We start from the raw sequence: 16,387 nt of genomic DNA on the forward strand, positions 1-16,387 counted from the left end.
TGTTTAGATTTTCTAAAAGGTGATCGATATCGATCACCTTTTTTATTTTAAAAATAATTGTGGATCAACTCGTGCATTATTTAAACTCATACCCCAATGCAAATGTGCGCCTGTCACTCGTCCAGTTTTTCCTACTAGACCGATAAGTTGACCTTGACGAATTGCTTGACCTTTTTCAACATCAATTTTACTTAAGTGGCAAAACATGCTGATTAAGCCCTGACCATGGTCAATCAAGATGGTATTACCATTAAAAAAGTAGTTACCAGTCTGAACGACAATACCATCAGCTGGTGCAATGACTTTTTGTCCTACAGGTGCGGGAATATCTAATCCAGAATGTGGAGCACGTTCTTCTCCATTAAAAAAACGCTTCCGACCAAAAGAATTACTGAATTTACCTTTAGTAGGACTGATAAAATTAGGAAATTGAGTCCAAGTACTGTTTGTAAAAGAGTCGTAAATATCATTTTGTTCTTTGGCTTCGCGAGCATAGCGGTCAAGTTGCGCTTGGGTTGGATTTACATAATCCTGATTTTTTACGTTTAAACGTTGCTCAGCATATGAGAATGCTTTGATCTCAATTTGAATTGGGGCGATATTCGTTTCAAGGTTCAATATTCCAACAGGAGCAGATAAAGGAATACCGAAAACAGCATATCGTTTAGAATTTTCACGAGAAATTAAAACAGGTTTATGGTTATAAAACACCTGCGTTATTTGGTCTGATAATGGTATTACCGCAATTCCTCCCGCTCGACGCGAGTCTTTAGGTAATTCAGCTACTGAGACTGAGGAAAGTGTAATAAGAACAGAAGAAATAACAAACTTATTAAAATGCATTGCTTTTAATGACATGAAATTATTTATGTCAAAGTAGGTCAGATTGAAATTATAAGCAATAGTCCATTTGTGATCTTTCAACACATTAAAAATTTATAAAATTATACTTGAAATAGGGCGTTTATAGTCCCATATTATTACTAAGTTTTATCAATCATGATTAATATAAATTTCTGAAATATATATAAATTTTATTTGAAATTTAAAAATTAGTTCCCATCTTAATTACAAGTTGAAAATTTGTTGTGAGGAATAACAAGAATGCGTTTTGAAAAATTTACAAACCGTTTACAGCAAGCTCTTTCAGATGCTCAATCGTTAGCAATGGGTAAGGATCATACAGCGATAGCAGGAATTCATATTCTGACAACCTTGTTAGAAGAGCCTGCTAATTTAAGCTTACTACAACAGGCTGGCGCTCGCTTACCTGAGTTAAAACAGAAATTAGAGCAAGCTTTAAAAAATGCTCCGACATTAGCAAACCCAACAGGTGATATTAATCTTAATCCTGAAGCGGTAAAGGCATTGAATCTTGCGGATCGCTATGCACAGAAAGTTGGTGATGAGTTTTTATCAACAGATTGGGTGCTGTTGGGTTTAGCGGAGACAGGCGAAACCAAAACTATTTTGAATGGTGTTGGTGTTACAGCAGAGAATTTACGTAAAGTCATTGAAAATATTAGAGGAAATGACAAAGTTATGAGTAATAATCACGAAGATCAACGTGACTCATTAAATAAATATACGATTGATTTAACTGAGCGTGCATTGGCAGGTAAGTTAGACCCTGTGATTGGGCGTGATGATGAAATTCGCCGTACCATTCAAGTGTTGTCGCGCCGTACCAAGAATAACCCAGTGTTAATTGGTGAGCCTGGTGTGGGTAAAACCGCAATTGTAGAGGGATTGGCACAACGAATCATCAATGGTGAAGTACCTGAAAGCTTGAAGAATAAGCGTGTACTCTCTTTAGATTTGGGCTCATTACTCGCGGGTGCAAAATATCGAGGTGAGTTTGAGGAGCGCTTAAAAGCCGTTCTAAAAGACCTTGCGAAGCATGAGGGTGAAATCATTCTCTTCATCGATGAGTTGCATACACTTGTTGGTGCAGGTAAGGGCGATGGTGCGATGGATGCAGGTAATATGCTAAAACCTGCTTTGGCGCGCGGTGAGTTGCGTTGTGTTGGTGCAACGACTTTAGATGAATATCGTCAATACATTGAAAAAGATGCTGCACTTGAGCGCCGCTTCCAAAAAGTCTTGGTAGATGAACCGAGTGTGGAAGATACGATTGCAATTTTACGTGGTCTAAAAGAGAAATATGCAACACATCACGGTGTACAAATTCTAGACTCAGCGATTATTGCTGCTGCGAAAATGTCTCATCGATATATCACCGATCGTCAGTTACCAGATAAGGCGATTGACTTGATTGATGAAGCTGCATCGCGCATCAAAATGGAGATCGACTCTAAACCTGAGGCTTTAGATAAATTGGATCGCCGCTTAATTCAGTTAAAAATGCAACTAGAAGCGGTGAAAAAAGATGAAGATGCGGGGAGTAAAGCTGAAGTTAATCATTTAGAGCAACAGATTGCTGAAAAGCAAAAAGAGTACAATGATCTAGAGGAAATTTGGAAAGCTGAAAAAACACTGGTCGAAGGTGATAAAAAGGCTCAAGTTGAACTTGATCAAGCACGTGTTGCTTTAGAAAAAGCAAAGCGTGAAGGTGATTTAGCTGAGGCTGCACGTTTGCAATACGGTGTGATTCCAGAGTTACAAAAACGTTTGGAACAAGCTGAGGTCGCTGAAGAAAATGAGGAACCAAAGCTCATTCGTACTAAAGTGACTGAAAATGAAATTGCTGAAGTGGTAAGTGCAGCAACAGGAATCCCTGTTTCAAAAATGCTTCAAGGCGAGCGTGAGAAACTTCTTAATATGGAAGAGTTTTTACATAATCGTGTAGTTGGGCAAGATGAAGCAGTCGTCGCCGTATCGAATGCAGTTCGTCGTTCACGTGCAGGTTTGTCAGATCCAAATCGTCCAAGTGGGTCATTTTTATTCCTTGGTCCAACTGGGGTTGGTAAAACTGAGTTGACTAAAGCATTAGCAAACTTCTTGTTTGATAGTGATGATGCGATGATTCGTATCGATATGTCTGAATTTATGGAAAAGCACTCAGTTAGCCGTTTAGTCGGTGCACCTCCAGGTTATGTTGGTTATGAAGAGGGCGGTGTTTTAACTGAAGCTGTACGTCGTAAACCTTATAGCGTCGTACTGTTTGATGAGGTGGAAAAAGCACATCCAGATGTATTCAATATCTTATTACAAGTGTTGGATGATGGTCGTTTAACGGATTCGCAAGGTCGTGTGGTTGACTTTAAAAATACGGTTATTGTAATGACATCTAACCTTGGTTCACAAGATGTTCGTGAATTAGGAGAAGGCGCAACTGATGATGAAGTAAGAACTGTTGTGATGAGTGCTGTAAGTCAGCATTTCCGTCCAGAGTTTATCAACCGTATTGATGAGCTAGTGATCTTCCACTCACTACAAAAAGCTCAGATACGTGGTATCGCAGATATTCAGTTAGATCGTTTACGTTCTCGTTTGAGTGATCGTGATATGGGCTTAACTGTTGATGATACAGCGTTTGATCTGTTAATTGATGCTGGTTTTGACCCGATCTACGGAGCTCGACCTTTGAAACGTGCGATACAACAGCAAGTTGAAAATAGTCTTGCTCAAAAAATATTATCAGGTGAGTTCCAACCAGGAGATAATATTTTGATTAAAGCTGAGGGCGGACAACTGGTATTTGACAAAATCAAACTCAGTTAAATTTTGAAATCTTCAAGTTAAAAAGATGGTGACATAAGTCACCATCTTTTTTTGTATTAAGCAATTTATCAGATTTTTCAATGAATATTACCAATGACATTGCGACATTATGAAAAACTTGATACTTTCTGAGCAAATAAGAAAAAAATTCAGGATGAATTGCAATGGAAAAAAAGCAGCACTATTACACCAATATCGGTGTAATTTTGTTCATAACCGCTCTGCCTTTGAAAGGTTGGGCTGTTCAGCCACTATCAGAAAGGATTCTTGCTCAACAAACATCTATATTAAACAATACCTTACCTTATATTATTCAGAAAGCTGAACAAGATGCTCAGAAGCCTGAGGAAGAGCGGTGGCGTGCTCAGCGAATTTTAAGTGATAATTATTTGCGAGAAATTCGTATTGAAACGCTTTTAGATGGTGTTCTGTCGCCATACGAAGAACAAAAGAAAAATAATGTCGCTGACTTGCGAGAAAAGAAAAAGGCAACGATCAAGCCTCATGCACAAGATCCAGATCGCTTTACGATATATGAGTTTGAATCATCAAATATCAAAGGTGAGATTCGGATTACTGTCAAGTAACCCGATCTCTTGGATGATTTACTTAGATTTGTTGATGTTGGATTTTCCAAGCACGATGGATTTTGTGATTTCGTTTGAAATCTAAACCGATGGTTTCAGACGTGATTTCCTCAATCTGATACATCGCTTCAATTTCTTCATCTAACTCAAACCCACGATAGTTGTTTGAGAAATACAAAGTACCATCACTTGTTAGGCGATTCATTGCACGTTTAATTAATGAAACATGATCTCGCTGAACGTCAAAAGTCCCGTAGAATTTCTTTGAGTTTGAGAAAGTAGGTGGATCAATAAAGATTAAATCATATTGTTCATGACCTTCTTTTAACCACTCAAAGCAATCACTCGCAAAGAACATATGTTGTTCATCGGCATGATCAACAGTTAATCCGTTCAATACAAAGTTTTCTTTTGACCAGCTCAAGTAAGTATTAGATAAATCCACACTCGTTGTGCTTGCTGCTCCACCCAAAGCGGCATGTAAGCTTGCTGTTGAAGTATAACTATACAAATTAAGGAAATGTTTTCCACGTGCTTCTTTTGCAATACGTAAACGCATTTGGCGATGGTCTAGGAATAGACCTGTATCCAAATAATCAGTCAAGTTTACTAAGATACGTGCTTTACCTTCTTGTACGATAAATCGTTTTGATGCTGTACTTTGCTTGGTATATTGATTTGTACCCGTTTGTCTAGCACGTGTTTTGATAAAAATCGCATCACGATTTAGACCTGTAACTGCACGAATAGCAGCTAAAGCTAAATTGAAACGTTTTTTAGCTTTTTCAGGATCAATACTTTTTGGTGGAGCATATTCTTGTACGTGTAATCGATCACCATAAAGATCGACAGCAACATTAAAATCAGGCAAATCTGCATCATAAATACGTAAACAGAATACGTTTTCTTTTACAGCCCATTTTTTTAGGTTTTGCATATTTTTTTGCAAACGGTTTGTAAAATCTTCTGCACCTTCAATTTTTTCGAATTGTTGAGGTTGCCATGTCGCTAGAAATGGTTGAGTAACTGTTGCTGGTTTAATTGTCCCGAATCGAGTGTAGATCGGTAATTTACCATTCATCAAACGTAAAGTTTGAGGGTCATTAAATGCCAACACATCCGCTTGTTCAATTTGGGCAGCAATGATTGCAGCACGTTGATTTGGAAAATTTTTCTGCAATAAGCTAGATAAACCTAGATAAAGTGAGCGGTTAGATGCTTTATCACCTAAACGTTCACCATAAGGAGGATTCGTTACGATAAATGCTTTTTTACCTTCAGCATGGAAATCATCCCAATCTGCTAAAGTACGTTCTTCAATCTGGATTTGATCCAATAGTTTTTCGAAGCCAGCAGCAATAATATTTTGACGCGTGGCTTTAACAGCTTCCCAATCAGCATCGTAAGCATAAAATTTTGGTAAATCTTGTTCTAGCGCTTTTTCATGGCGTTCAGCAGCTTCGGCTTTGAGAGATAACCATAAATCACGATCATGCCCATGCCAACCATTGAATCCAAAACGTCTCACTAATCCTGGTGCACGATCAGTGAGTATCATGAGTGACTCAATGATAAATGTTCCTGAACCACACATTGGATCTAAAATAATATCAGGTCGATAATTTGCTAAATCTGCTTTTAGTAATATCGCAGCTGCAAGGTTTTCTTTGATCGGAGCGTCAGTCATAAAGCGGCGATAGCCACGCTTGTGCAATGAGTCACCCGATAAATCTAAGCAATAAGTATGTTCAGTTTTGCCAGCCAAAGCATAAAGGGTAATTTCAGGCTGTTTAATATCGATACTTGGACGCTTACCAACAGCTTCCATAAACGAATCGACAACACCATCTTTCACACGTAAAGTTGCAAATTGAGTGTTTACTTTAATGTCTCGTTCAACATGTAAACGCACTGCGAAGGTGCTTTGCGGTGCAAAAATGAGAGACCAATCAAAGCTGATTGCACCTTCATAGAGTTCTTCTGCGACATCACGGGCATCATGAGTATGTTCTAATTCGTGAGTGTGGATCGGTAACAACACGCGAGAAGCAAGTCTAGACCACATACAAACACGATATGCATTTTCTAGTGTACCTTTAAATACCAAACGTCCAGCAAAGCGTTGAATGTTTTGAATACCTAAATTTTCAAGTTCTTGTTGTAATAAGGTCTCAAGTCCATCCGCACAGGTCACCCAATAGTTTGTCAGACGTTGTGTAGAATTCATGCACATTTCCAAAAAAGCAGTTCAGCAATCGGCTATTTTAACTGATTTTTAATGAAACTGTCGGTGCAAATTTGTGTGATCGACCGCATTATTGACTATTATTTTTACTATTTTTAATCAATTTTCATAAAAATATTTTTTAAGTTTAAATGTATTTTTAATTATTGGTACATATTTTGCTTTCTCTGTGATGAATCAAGAATATACATTTCTCCCAACGACGTGAGGACTTTATGAAAGAAAGCATGAATAGTGAAATTAAGGTAAATGCTGAAGCTTTTGCTATCGCAACACAAATGTATGTTCGTTTAAGACGTGTATCCAGTCGTGTAATTGATGTGATGTACTTAGTTAACAATAAAGAATATGCAAAACATATTATAGAAATTGCGTTGGAAACAAGTGACCAAGAGTTGGCTCACTATGTTGATCGTTTACGTCCATTAATAGATTTATATCCAAAGCCTACGTTAGCCATAGTTGAAAATAAAAAGCTAGAAGAAACAGAAGAAAGCTATTTTATGGAAGTTACAGAAGAAGAAATTTATAAAGCTCAAGTCGCTCACCATTATATTGGTGCATTGCGATAAGTGATAATAATAAAAAAACAATAAGTGAAAAATAATTACAGCGTTACAAGGGTGTAGAGCTTTTTCTACATCCTTATTTTTTTGATTTTCTTTTCATCAAATTACCATGCAGAGAAAATATTAAATCGTTATTGTAGATCACCAATAAAAAGTTTTGCTGAGTGCTGAAAACTTCAACGACGAAAGAAATATAAAATCTGTATAATGCGTTAACTTAACGTATAAGGAATCTCTTATGCACGTGGCAGCATTGCATACTTTGAGTCAGATACAGCTCAATCAACAAGGAAATCTCAAGCATTTTTTAACGATTGAGGGGCTTTCAAAAGAAAGTCTGACTAAGATTTTAGATACAGCACAAAGCTTTTTAGATGATAATAATAATTTGATTAATCGTCCGCTTCTAGAAGGGCGCACGGTAATGAATCTATTTTTTGAAAACTCTACTCGTACACGTACTACCTTTGAAGCAGCAGCTAAGCGTTTATCCGCAAATGTATTAAATATTGATATTGCACGCTCAAGTACATCTAAAGGTGAAACTTTGCGTGACACGCTGTGGAATTTAGAAGCTATGGCTGCGGACGTATTCGTCGTGCGTCATTCCTCTTCAGGTGCTGCGCACTTCATAGCAAAAGATGTATGTCCTAAGGTCGCAATTATTAATGCAGGTGATGGTCGTCATGCGCACCCAACGCAAGCGATGCTAGATATGCTGACCATTCGCCGTGAAACTAAAAAGCCTTTTGAGCAATTAAGCGTTGCAATTATTGGTGACATCAAACATTCACGTGTTGCACGTTCAAATGTCGCTGCTTTGCAGACATTGGGCTGTAAAGACATTCGAGTGATTGCGCCGAATACTTTGTTACCTGTGGGTTTTAATGAATACGGTGAACATGTTCGCTTGTTCAATCAAATGGATGCAGGTGTGACTGATTGTGATGTCATCATTGCATTACGTATTCAGAATGAACGTATCGACTCTCCAGCATTATCGTCTCAATCTGAGTTTTACAAGATGTATGGTTTAAATAAAGAGCGTCTTGCTTTAGCTAAACCAGATTGTATTGTGATGCATCCTGGACCGATGAACCGTGGCGTTGAAATTGATTCGAGTGTCGCTGATGGCGACCAATCAGTGATTTTAAAACAGGTCACGAATGGTATTGCGGTTCGCATGGCAGTATTGGCACTTGCGATGCAAGGTCAGCTCCAAGAACAAGGTTTAATTGAAGCGATTGCTGTATAAGGGTGCTACACATGAGTATTGTAAAAATTGAAAATGTCCGTGTACTCGATCCAATTCAAAAAACAGATCAAGTTAAAACTGTTTATGTAGAGAACGGTAAAATTGTTGATGTTACGTCTCAGGTTGATCAGACGATTGATGGTCAAGGTAAATGGTTAATGCCAACTATGGTTGATCTCTGCGCGCGTTTGCGTGAACCAGGACAACAACAGCACGGCACATTAAAATCTGAGGGGAGAGCTGCGCGAGCAAACGGTATTTTGCATGTAATTACACCTCCTGACTCAAAGCCGATCGTGCAAGATAATGGTGCGTTAATCCATGGTCTAATTGAGAAAGCTCAACTAGATGGTGGTATTTATCTTCAAATTATTGGTGCTCAAACTCAAGGTTTAAATGGTAAGCAACCTTCTAATATGGCTGGTCTAAAAAAAGGTGGCTGTACTGCGGTTTCAAATGCTAATGCCGCCTTTGAAAATGATGATGTTGTGATTCGCACGCTAGAATATGCTGCTGGTCTAGATTTAACAGTAGTATTTTACGCAGAAGAGCCGCAAATCGCGAAAGATGGTTGTGCGCATGAGGGCTTTATCGCATCGCGTCAGGGTTTGCCAATGATTCCTGCGATTGCTGAAACTGTTGCGATTGCTAAATATTTACTCATGATCGAAGCAACAGGTGTCAAAGCCCATTTTGGTTTATTGTCATGTGGCGCGTCTATTGATTTGATTCGTGCTGCGAAAGCCAAAGGTTTGCCAGTAACTGCGGATGTAGCCATGCATCAACTTCATTTAACTGAACAATTGACGGATGGATTTAATTCTCTAGCACATGTTCGTCCGCCACTGCGCTCTGAACAAGATAAAGCTTTGTTGCGTCAGGGTTTAAAAGAGGGCGTGATTGACGCTATCTGTACCCATCACGAACCATTAAGTAGTTCAGCAAAAATGGCTCCATTTGCTGAAACTCAGCCAGGTATTACAGCGTTCGATACCTATGTCGGTTTGGGTGTTCAGCTTATCCAAGAAGGTGTTTTTGATGCTTTAGAATGGGTCGAAAAAGTTACCTTAAATCCTGCTAAAGTTGCCAATATGACTGAACGTTGGAAACAAGAAGCAGGTTGGGTACTGGTTGATCCAGAGCTAGAGTGGACTGTTTCAAAAGAAACAATTTTATCTCAAGGTAAAAATACACCGCTATTAGGTCAAACCTTGAAAGGCAAAGTGCTTCAGACATTTATCTAAACTTTATTTCTGAGCAGAATAGGTCAAGTTACTTATTCTGCTTAACTATTTTAATTAGTTAATTCATTATTGTGATCTTTTCTTAAAGAGTTTATTGGTAGATTATTTCGCTTCTAAAAAGGTTCTATAAAAATGAGAATTACATTCATTGGTGTAGGGCGTGTTGCCTATCATTTAGCAAAAGTACTCCATCCTGATCACCAGATTGTACAAGTTTTTAGTCGTGATTTAGAAAAAGCCAATCGTTTAGCATCGTTAGTGGATGCTGTTGCCATCAGTGATTTTGAGCAATTAAGTTCTGATATTGATCTAGTGATCATCGCTATTTCTGACCAAGCAATAGCTCAAGTTATTCAAAAAATTAGCGCTTCTTTGCAGCAAGTATTAATTGTACATACTTCAGGAAGTACAAGTTTAGAAGTTCTTTCAGTAGTTCACGACAAATCAGGTGTATTTTATCCTTTACAAACATTTAGTTATGAACGAGAGATTGACTGGACTGCAACGCCTGTGTTTGTCGAGGCTGTAAACAATCATGATTTGGATTTACTCGCCTCATTAGCAGGTAGTTTGACTCAAAAGGTTTATCAATATAGTTCTCAACAGCGTCAGACATTGCACATGGCTGCTGTTTTTGCATGTAATTTTAGTAACTACTGTTATGATATTGCTAAACAAATTGTTGATGAACAACAGGTCGATTTTTCTTTACTTCACCCATTGATATTGGAGACTGCACAAAAAGCAACGATCAATGACCCTAAAGAAATGCAGACAGGTCCAGCCATGCGTGGTGATGAAAATATTTTAAAAATGCATCATAAGTTATTAGAAAAAGATGCAAGAAATGATCTTGTTGATGTTTATCAGCTCTTAAGTGAAGGTATTAAGACCCGTCATTTACCTGGTAAATAACCATAAATGTATAAATTGTATAATCTTTTTTATCTAAACTAAGCTCGGTCGTGTTTGCATTTTTTTATAATTAATAACAAGAGGGGCAGATCGAATAATGCCTGTATTAGAAAACTTAAGTATTGTTTATAAACACATTTAGCTGATATGGGTTGTTTAAATATCAGCTTAGAAATTAGGTAAATGTGTCTTGAACTTAATCAATTCTTATGTTTAAAACGATGTTTGCATTTTAGACATAAATAATCTTGAAAAATATTCTTGTCGATCACGACACCCGCTTTTTTTCCGAAAATATTACCAACGACGCCACCTGTAATCCCGACACTAATTGCACCCACGAAAGTTCCAATAGTTCCACCAACAATTACACCCAATGGACCTGCTACAGTTCCTATAGCTGCTCCAACTGATGCACCAGTTGCTGCACCACCTACTGTACCAGCAGTTGTGCCAGCAGCAGTCATTAAAACGCCACCTGTAGTTTTAAGTAATTTGTCATGATCACGTACTTCGATTTCTGTAGAACCACATTTGGGGCATTGCAGAGTTTTTTCCATAAAACCAACCTATCTTCATCTTTGGGCTAAATCATTGCACTGAATAGAGCACTCATTGTTTATGAAACGATAATTTCTTCATTTGGGATCAAAATGATTCATTTTTTATTTTAGCTAAACATGAGCAAAAAATATTTATAGATCATGTAAATAGAGGGCTGTAAATTTGAACACATTTGATTTTACAAAGTAAGCATATAGGTTTGATAGGTACAGCTTTTATAAGTTGTTTTAATAATTCACTTTTTGTCTTTTATATTTGAAATTTAAAATTGAGTTGGTTTTTAATAGGTTGAAATAGCATTAAATGTTGATATTTAATGCTATTTTTAAATTTTTGATGAATTACTACTTTATTTTTTTGAAAATAAAGTCATTGATCTTATGACCAGATTCAAGCCCGCGACGTTCGAATTTGGTCACTGGACGCCATTCAGGGCGAGGGTAGCTATTACCTTTACCTGCTAAATTTTCCATATCAGGACGATTGTCCAAAATATCAAGCATCCATTCTGCGTATGGTTCCCAGTCAGTAGCTGCGTGGAAAGTCCCACCAAGTTCCAACTTCTGTTCGACTAATTGCATACGCTCATGTATCACGAAGCGGCGTTTAAAATGACGCTTCTTCTGCCATGGATCTGGGAAATAAAGTTGTACACAGTTAATACTGTTGTCTGGCATTTCACGTAATACTTGGATTGCATCAGCATCCAATACAAATAAGTTCTTTAAACCTGCCATGCCTGCTTCATAGACACATTGTGCGATACCAGGAACATGCACTTCAATGCCGACAAAGTTGCGCTCAGGGTTTGCTTTAGCCATGAGTACTAAAGAACGTCCCATACCAAAACCGATTTCAACGGTTAATGGACGTTCGGGATGCTCAAAGTGCTGACGTAAATCACCAACAGGGTATTCCAAAATTAAATCACGATAATCTTCTAAAGCAGTACGTTGTGACGTATTGAGCGGAGCTGAACGACGCATAAACGTCACAATTTCACGGTGCTCAGGCAAATTGTCGAGTTCCGTAATTTGCGTTTCTAACTGATCGTTTGACATGATTCTGGAGATATAAATATAGAAATGCCGTATTTTAAGTGTTCAGGTGTTCAAGTCAAACTTTTAAATCGTTTTATTTACTTGAAACTTTTTAGTAGTGATTAAAATTTGTCAAAAAAGCTTCATAGAGTTGTCATAGAAGTTGCATAGCCTAATTGCAATTTAAAACACTTAGTAAAAAACTATGAAAAATTTTAATTACCATTCGCTTGCAATTTGTTTAGGTCTGTTAGGAGCTTCTTCTACATTTTCTATTGCACATGCGCAACTCATGTTTAGCCAATATGTTGATGGCAGTAGCAACCGTAAAGGTTTAGAGATCTATAATCCAGATGCGACAACAGTAAATTTAGCAGATTATGAAATCCAACAATTTAATAATGGCGGAACAGTCAAAACAGCAGCATTTCCTTTACAGGGGGCTTTAGCCAGTAAACAGAAATATCTAATCGGGCGTTCAGAATTACAAACACAATTAGGCAACAAAGTGAATCAAGTAGCAGGTCTGTCATTCAATGGAGATGATGCGATTGTATTACTTTATCGTGGTACGCCTGTAGATCGTTTTGGACGGATAGGTGAGCGTCCAACTTCAGGTTGGGGCACTACAGTTTATAGTGTTGCTAATAGTTTTAAACGTATTCAAACTGATAATCCTGTGATCAGTGTTGATCCAACCAGTCCATTTGATTTAGATCAGTCTTGGCAAGCTTGGTCAGATCGAAATGATTTTTCAAATTTGTCAGATTCAACAACAACGCCTCCAGTCAATGAATCAGTCGGCTGTAGCAGTACGGATACTCCAATTGCGAACTTAGCACAGTCAACTCAAAATCAAAATTATACGATTCGTGGGGTGATCACGGCGGACTATCGCTATAGCAATGGATTTTCAGGTTTCTATATACAAACACCAGATAGCAAGGCAACGCCAAATGTGAGTAATGCGATTTTTGTTTATATTCCTGCGAGCAGTGCTTTCAAAGGCGGACAAATCGGCGATGAGGTGATTTTACGCGGTCGTCTCACTAACTATCAAAACCAACTTCAAATTGATCAATTACAGCAAGACATACAAACCTGTAATCAAAATATGGCATCGCTAATTCAGCCACTTGATCTTAATTTGCCATTTACGAGTTTGACTGAAAATACAGGTAATACACCAAAACGCTATCAAGGCATGTTGGTGAAATTACCGCAAACTTTAACTGTCAGCGAGAACTATAATTTTGGGCGTTATGGTGAGTTGTCCCTGAGTCTTGGTCGCCTATTTATTCCTACCAATCTATATCCAGCTTTATCGAATGAAGCGAAGGCATTGGCACAGCAAAACCTGCTTTCTAAGATCATTTTTGATGATGGCTATAATAATCAAAATCGAGCACCATGGTTGCCACAAAATTTTAGTGCTTTAAGAACTTTACGTTCTGGATATCAATTAAAGAATGCACAAGGCATTTTGGAATATCGCTTTAATGCTTGGCGTGTACAACCAATTGCAGGTGCAAACTTGCCTGAAGTCGTTACCACGACTAATCCACGTACGACAATTGCTGTGAAACAAACTAAACATATTCGTGCTGCAGCATTCAACGTGTTGAACTATGACAATGGCAAGAATGGTTTCCCTACAGAACGTGGTGCGAACAGTCAGGCTGAATTTGATAAGCAACATGCCAAAATCATAAACGCATTAAAATCCATTGATGCTGATGTGTATGGTTTGATGGAGATTACCAATAATGGTTATGGTAGTGATAGTGCGGTTGCTTATTTAACCAAAGCTTTAGGATCTGATTGGAAATATGTAATTCCTGAAGGTTTAAATCAATTAGGCACAGATGTGATTGCTGTGGCGATTATTTATAATAGCAAACGTGTTCAACCAGTGAATAAAGCAGCCGTTCTAGATCTGGGTGAAAAGAATCGTTCGACTATCGCACAATCATTCAAACCAGTGCATGGTGGACAAATTTTCACAGTGATTCCAAATCATCTTAAATCTAAAAGTTGTTCGGGCGTTGACTTGAACTCGCTTGATGCAGATCAAAAAGATGGTCAAGGCTGCTGGAATCCGACTCGTGTTAAAGCCGTCGAACAGCTCACTCAGTGGATTGCAAAGAATCCTACCCAAGTCAAAAATCCAAATATTTTGTTGCTTGGTGATATGAATAGCTATGCCAAAGAAGACCCAATTTTAGCTTTTGAAAAAGCCAACTACAAAGTTCTAATCAATGACAGCAAAATCGGCGAGGGTACGAACGCTTATAGTTACGTCTTTGGGGTTTCCAGTAATAGTGATGGTTATGGTGGAGCAGGTAATCTTGATCATGCGATTGCTGATGCAAATCTCTATAAACGTGTAGTTAAAGCTTTTGCTTGGCATATCAATGCTGATGAGCCGACGGTACTTGATTACAATGAAGAATATAAAACTGATGAGCAAAAAGAACTTTTCTTTGCTGCAGACCCATATCGTTCATCTGACCATGACCCTGTCATTGTAGACTTAGACTTAAAAACACCAGATGCTCAGCTAGAACCGAATCAGAAAAATATCATTGTCGAGTTCTTAAATTCTCTATTTGAGTGGTTAGGTAAGCTTTTTGGTCGAGCTTAACTACATTCCGTGACATTGTGCAGTTTGTTTTTTCATAAATTAATCAATCGTCACGGAATATAACTTGCAAGCTAGAAAAAAATTCATTAATAGTAGATGGGTAGCTGTTTTTAGCATTAGAGCTATTATAAATTTAAATCTATATCTGTTCTCGATGTTCATTCGAAGTTCAAGAGCATAAGTAGTTAGATAACAAGGATTAGAGATGAAGTTGTATTATTCACCAGGCGCATGTTCGTTAGCGGCACACATTATTTTAAATGAAATAAATGTTGATTTTGATTTAGAACGAGTTGATTTAAAAACGCATAAAACTTCTAAAGGTGCAGATTATTACGAGATTAATCCTAAGGGGTATGTCCCAGCACTAGAAATTAATCCAGGTCTAATTTTGACTGAAAATGTAGCGATATTACCATTCTTAGCACAACACGATCCAAAGCAAGATTTGATTCCACCATCAGGGATGGGACGAGCTAAAGTATTGGAATGGTTGGGTTATTTGAATTCAGAACTTCATGATGCATATGCTGTTTTCTTTGGTGGTAAACTTACAGATGATGAAAAGACCAAAGCATATGCAGAAGTAGATCGTTTACTTAAATATATCGATAATTATTTAGCTGAATCTGAATATGATTATCTAGTTGATGATAATTTTGGTCCAGCGGATGCATATTTATTCGTACTGACAAACTGGTCAAATCATATTGAGCATGATTTAACGCCTTATACCAATATTATCGCGCTTCGAAATAAAGTTGCAGAACGTCAGTCTGTACAAATTGCAATGCGTGATGAAGGTTTGTTTAATTAAAAATGTACAAATAAAAAAGCCTCTATTATACAGAGGCTTTTTTATTATCAACAAATTATTGTTGAGCTTTTTCTTTCACTTCAGCAGCACCTGATTCTACAGCACCAGCAACATTAGCAGTTGCATCACGTGCAGCAGCTTCAGTTTTAGCAGCAGCTTCAGCAGTTGCATGAGCAGTATGATCAGCAGCAGCGTCGATTTGATCAGCAGCAGTATCAACTGCTGTAGCTACATTGGTTGTTGCGGCATCAGCAGCATCTTTCACATCAGCGCCAGCTTGTTCAGCAGCATTTTCTAAATGTTCACCCGTTGTTGCACCAGTTTCAGGTGCTTTATCTTTATTACAGCCTACAAGAGCAACAGTAGCAGCTAGACCTAACGCAACAAGTAATTTATTCATTTTCATATTTCCTTTTCGTTGTGGCATCCAACAAGTATGGATATCGAAAATATAAACACAAAGCGAGTGAATAAGAAAGTTACAAATTTGTTGATAACTTGTAAAAACACACACTTACATTGTTAAATGTAAGTGTGGTCACAAAACAAGATATTGACTTAGTTTGTAGAACGAATCATGTAATCAAAGGCAGATAATGCTGCTTTCGCACCTTCGCCTGTTGCGATGATGATTTGCTTGTATGGTACTGTCGTACAGTCACCTGCTGCAAATACACCCTGTACATTGGTTTCATTACGATCATTAATCACAATCTCACCACGATTGCTGAGTTCAACTGCACTGTTCTTTAGGAAATCCGTATTTGGCAATAAACCAATTTGTACAAAGATTCCCGCAAGTTCTACTGTGTGTTCTTCATCA

General features: G+C 37.8%; 14 protein-coding genes. 8 read left to right on the plus strand and 6 right to left on the minus strand.

The genetic code is table 11. The features are described 5' to 3' along the window. Window positions 1-42: 42 nt before the first annotated feature. Complete coding sequence (locus IRT38_RS09545; RefSeq protein WP_194597553.1) at window positions 43-843, minus strand: M23 family metallopeptidase; 801 nt, start codon at window positions 841-843, stop codon at window positions 43-45. 261 nt (window positions 844-1,104) lie between these two features. Between IRT38_RS09545 and clpB the strand changes: the two genes are divergently transcribed. After that, window positions 1,105-3,684, plus strand: a complete 2,580-nt coding sequence (gene clpB, locus IRT38_RS09550; protein ID WP_004953616.1) for an ATP-dependent chaperone ClpB — start codon at window positions 1,105-1,107, stop codon at window positions 3,682-3,684. Window positions 3,685-3,848: 164 nt separating this feature from the next. Beyond that, window positions 3,849-4,271: a hypothetical protein gene (locus IRT38_RS09555; protein ID WP_005402769.1), complete on the plus strand. Its 423-nt coding sequence runs from the start codon at window positions 3,849-3,851 to the stop codon at window positions 4,269-4,271. Window positions 4,272-4,293: 22 nt separating this feature from the next. Here the strand turns inward: IRT38_RS09555 and rlmKL are convergent, their stop codons facing one another. Then, window positions 4,294-6,498 carry a bifunctional 23S rRNA (guanine(2069)-N(7))-methyltransferase RlmK/23S rRNA (guanine(2445)-N(2))-methyltransferase RlmL gene (rlmKL, locus tag IRT38_RS09560; protein WP_004953619.1) on the minus strand — a complete coding sequence of 735 codons (2,205 nt, stop codon included), beginning with the start codon at window positions 6,496-6,498 and terminating at the stop codon, window positions 4,294-4,296. 233 nt (window positions 6,499-6,731) lie between these two features. Between rlmKL and IRT38_RS09565 the strand changes: the two genes are divergently transcribed. The 4 genes from IRT38_RS09565 (at window position 6,732) to IRT38_RS09580 (ending at window position 10,499) form a co-directional block, all read left to right on the plus strand. Further along, the gene (locus IRT38_RS09565) at window positions 6,732-7,088 is read left to right on the plus strand and encodes a hypothetical protein (RefSeq protein ID WP_194597548.1); all 357 of its coding nucleotides are present in this window, start codon (window positions 6,732-6,734) and stop codon (window positions 7,086-7,088) included. A gap of 235 nt (window positions 7,089-7,323) precedes the next feature. After that, entirely contained in the window at window positions 7,324-8,340 is a 1,017-nt protein-coding gene (locus IRT38_RS09570; RefSeq protein ID WP_004915106.1) for an aspartate carbamoyltransferase catalytic subunit, read from the plus strand. 11 nt (window positions 8,341-8,351) lie between these two features. Then, window positions 8,352-9,584: a dihydroorotase gene (locus tag IRT38_RS09575; protein WP_099948513.1), complete on the plus strand. Its 1,233-nt coding sequence runs from the start codon at window positions 8,352-8,354 to the stop codon at window positions 9,582-9,584. A 132-nt stretch (window positions 9,585-9,716) separates the two neighbouring features. After that, window positions 9,717-10,499, plus strand: coding sequence for a Rossmann-like and DUF2520 domain-containing protein (locus IRT38_RS09580; RefSeq protein ID WP_194597549.1), 783 nt, complete (start codon window positions 9,717-9,719; stop codon window positions 10,497-10,499). A 200-nt stretch (window positions 10,500-10,699) separates the two neighbouring features. Here IRT38_RS09580 and IRT38_RS09585 read toward each other — a convergent pair whose 3' ends face one another. Further along, window positions 10,700-11,059, minus strand: a complete 360-nt coding sequence (locus IRT38_RS09585) for a hypothetical protein (protein WP_194597550.1) — start codon at window positions 11,057-11,059, stop codon at window positions 10,700-10,702. 348 nt (window positions 11,060-11,407) lie between these two features. After that, window positions 11,408-12,124 carry a tRNA (guanosine(46)-N7)-methyltransferase TrmB gene (trmB, locus tag IRT38_RS09590; protein WP_004662584.1) on the minus strand — a complete coding sequence of 239 codons (717 nt, stop codon included), beginning with the start codon at window positions 12,122-12,124 and terminating at the stop codon, window positions 11,408-11,410. 184 nt (window positions 12,125-12,308) lie between these two features. On the opposite strand from trmB, the gene IRT38_RS09595 reads away from it, so the two are divergent. Then, window positions 12,309-14,747: an ExeM/NucH family extracellular endonuclease gene (locus IRT38_RS09595; RefSeq protein WP_194597551.1), complete on the plus strand. Its 2,439-nt coding sequence runs from the start codon at window positions 12,309-12,311 to the stop codon at window positions 14,745-14,747. 205 nt (window positions 14,748-14,952) lie between these two features. Continuing rightward, window positions 14,953-15,564 (plus strand): glutathione binding-like protein, encoded by a 612-nt coding sequence (locus IRT38_RS09600; protein ID WP_004915125.1) that lies wholly within the window; start codon window positions 14,953-14,955, stop codon window positions 15,562-15,564. A 55-nt stretch (window positions 15,565-15,619) separates the two neighbouring features. On the opposite strand, the gene IRT38_RS09605 is transcribed toward IRT38_RS09600, so the two are convergent. Next, entirely contained in the window at window positions 15,620-15,964 is a 345-nt protein-coding gene (locus tag IRT38_RS09605) for a hypothetical protein (protein ID WP_039908054.1), read from the minus strand. Between the two features lie 158 nt (window positions 15,965-16,122). Beyond that, the coding region (locus IRT38_RS09610; protein WP_194597552.1) for an FAD-dependent oxidoreductase at window positions 16,123-16,387 on the minus strand (265 nt) is incomplete at its 5' end.

The organism is Acinetobacter sp. SK-43 (assembly GCF_015351505.1).
Classification (GTDB): domain Bacteria; phylum Pseudomonadota; class Gammaproteobacteria; order Pseudomonadales; family Moraxellaceae; genus Acinetobacter; species Acinetobacter junii.

Bases quoted from the DNA above. Each gene is read 5' to 3' on its own strand.
- IRT38_RS09545 (WP_194597553.1), bottom strand. From the start codon at position 843: ATGCATTTTAATAAGTTTGTTATTTCTTCTGTTCTTATTACACTTTCC.
- clpB (WP_004953616.1), top strand. From the start codon at position 1,105: ATGCGTTTTGAAAAATTTACAAACCGTTTACAGCAAGCTCTTTCAGAT.
- IRT38_RS09555 (WP_005402769.1), top strand. From the start codon at position 3,849: ATGGAAAAAAAGCAGCACTATTACACCAATATCGGTGTAATTTTGTTC.
- rlmKL (WP_004953619.1), bottom strand. From the start codon at position 6,498: ATGAATTCTACACAACGTCTGACAAACTATTGGGTGACCTGTGCGGAT.
- IRT38_RS09565 (WP_194597548.1), top strand. From the start codon at position 6,732: ATGAAAGAAAGCATGAATAGTGAAATTAAGGTAAATGCTGAAGCTTTT.
- IRT38_RS09570 (WP_004915106.1), top strand. From the start codon at position 7,324: ATGCACGTGGCAGCATTGCATACTTTGAGTCAGATACAGCTCAATCAA.
- IRT38_RS09575 (WP_099948513.1), top strand. From the start codon at position 8,352: ATGAGTATTGTAAAAATTGAAAATGTCCGTGTACTCGATCCAATTCAA.
- IRT38_RS09580 (WP_194597549.1), top strand. From the start codon at position 9,717: ATGAGAATTACATTCATTGGTGTAGGGCGTGTTGCCTATCATTTAGCA.
- IRT38_RS09585 (WP_194597550.1), bottom strand. From the start codon at position 11,059: ATGGAAAAAACTCTGCAATGCCCCAAATGTGGTTCTACAGAAATCGAA.
- trmB (WP_004662584.1), bottom strand. From the start codon at position 12,124: ATGTCAAACGATCAGTTAGAAACGCAAATTACGGAACTCGACAATTTG.
- IRT38_RS09595 (WP_194597551.1), top strand. From the start codon at position 12,309: ATGAAAAATTTTAATTACCATTCGCTTGCAATTTGTTTAGGTCTGTTA.
- IRT38_RS09600 (WP_004915125.1), top strand. From the start codon at position 14,953: ATGAAGTTGTATTATTCACCAGGCGCATGTTCGTTAGCGGCACACATT.
- IRT38_RS09605 (WP_039908054.1), bottom strand. From the start codon at position 15,964: ATGAATAAATTACTTGTTGCGTTAGGTCTAGCTGCTACTGTTGCTCTT.